Here is a 1,836-nt window from a genome sequence, read left to right on the forward strand (position 1 = left end):
GACTTTAATTTCAGCTACGACTTCACCTTTGGCATCTTTAACAATGAGAGTACTATTATTTTCAGCTTGCCCACTTATCACTCCGTCTGAAGTAAAGCTATCTACATAGGGAGCAAAAGCATAGTTAGGCGCCTGTATCTGCGCTGCTAAACTTACATTTCCATTTACATCGGTAGCCGTAACATAAACTGTCTCAGCATTAGTTAAAAACACACCTAGTTCTATCGAGAAACTTCCACTCTCATCGGCCCAGTTATTCCAGAACCATTTATTAAGAATGTTTCCTTGTTCATCTTTAACTAAAATTTCAGAGAAAGGTTCTGCATGACCATAAACTAAATCGCCCGCATCATTGAAATTTAAATCTGTTGGAACAGGTGGAGGAGTCAGATCTACAATAATCTTCTGTTCAGGTCTTATTAGACCTTTATTATCAATAATTTGAATAGAAATTTGCTCTCCATCAATTAAAGGACGGCTTACACTCAAGCTAAAATGACTAAATTTATTCCAACTATTGTCATCACCTATTGTAACTTTTCCTAATTCATTACCCTCAGTATCACGCACAATTACTGTACTATTATCTTCAGCAAACCCAGAAATTAAGCCTTCTTGTGTAATACGTTCAACATGTGGAATATAAGCAAAGTTTGGAACTTCGATTAGGGCTTCACTCGTATTTTGATTTTTATCTACTACTTGTACGGTAACCGACTCACCTTCTTTTAAAAATTGGAACACAGGTAAACTTGCAAAGCCTTGTTCATCTGTAACACCGTTAGCGATTAGATTTCCTGTTCCGGAAAACACAAGAATAAGGCTGTTAGGTTCATTGACATGTACTGATAAAGTTTCACCACTGATATCAAATTGTGGCGTTTCTAAAAATACTGCGGGCGTATAGTCTGCGGTAATATATTGTGGATGGCCTGAAACATTATCTTTATCGGTAGAGATAATAATTTGAGTACCTTCCTCCAAAGGTTGGTCGAGGGACAAAGTAAATGGTCTGACTTCACCTAATTCCATTACACTAAAAGGCGTAATACCTGAGCCCTCAAATGCAATAGAGTTAAACTCTTGTAGAATATTTCCATTCTGATCTTTTACAATAAAATGACTACCTTCAGTCGCATAACCAGTGATCACACCTTCTGGACTAATTCGTAAAATACTAAGAGCTGGAACTTCAGTAACTAGTCCAATTGATGAATTTTCGCTGCTGTATCCATTATAAGTAGCAACTGCATAAACCTCATCATTTGAGCTAATTGAAAGATTTTGTAAGCTGAAGTTACCCTCTTCATTGGCTATTGTACTTGCAAGCCAATCACCATTTTTATTGTAGATATCGACTTTACTTCCTTTATATGCGCTACCCGAAATGATAGCTCCATCTATATTATTAAAAGTTAGTGAATCTAGTATTGGTGAATTCGGAGTATGATCTACATTATAATTTTGAATCTGTTTAATAATCGCTGTATTGCCAGCTTGATCAGTAAGGCTAATATCAATTGATATATTGGTTTGCGATTCTTCTGACCACAAGAACTCTGCTGGAATTTCAGCAACCCATTCTTGAGTTAGCTCATCAAAATGAAAGTTATAAACAACATCATTTAATGTCGTATTTATTGAAGTCAGTGAGCTATTTAAATCTGTTGGTAGATTATCTACGTCCAGTCTTATAGAAATAACTTGATCTTTTTCAACCAGGCTTATTGTATTGTCTTCAGTAATCGGCTTTACAGTTACTGTAGTTGATTCAACATTTAAGGAATTATCTACAATCACTTTTTGTACAGCGGTTTCTGAGGTATTACCTGCAAC

Annotated in this window: 1 protein-coding gene; it reads right to left on the reverse strand. The window is 35.8% G+C overall.

The features are described from left to right. Nucleotides 1–1,836 (reverse strand): Ig-like domain-containing protein (locus UC75_RS20830; protein ID WP_228137184.1); only part of this gene is annotated, 1,836 nt, incomplete at both ends.

This window comes from Acinetobacter sp. V2, assembly GCF_001188385.1.
Lineage (GTDB): Bacteria > Pseudomonadota > Gammaproteobacteria > Pseudomonadales > Moraxellaceae > Acinetobacter > Acinetobacter oleivorans.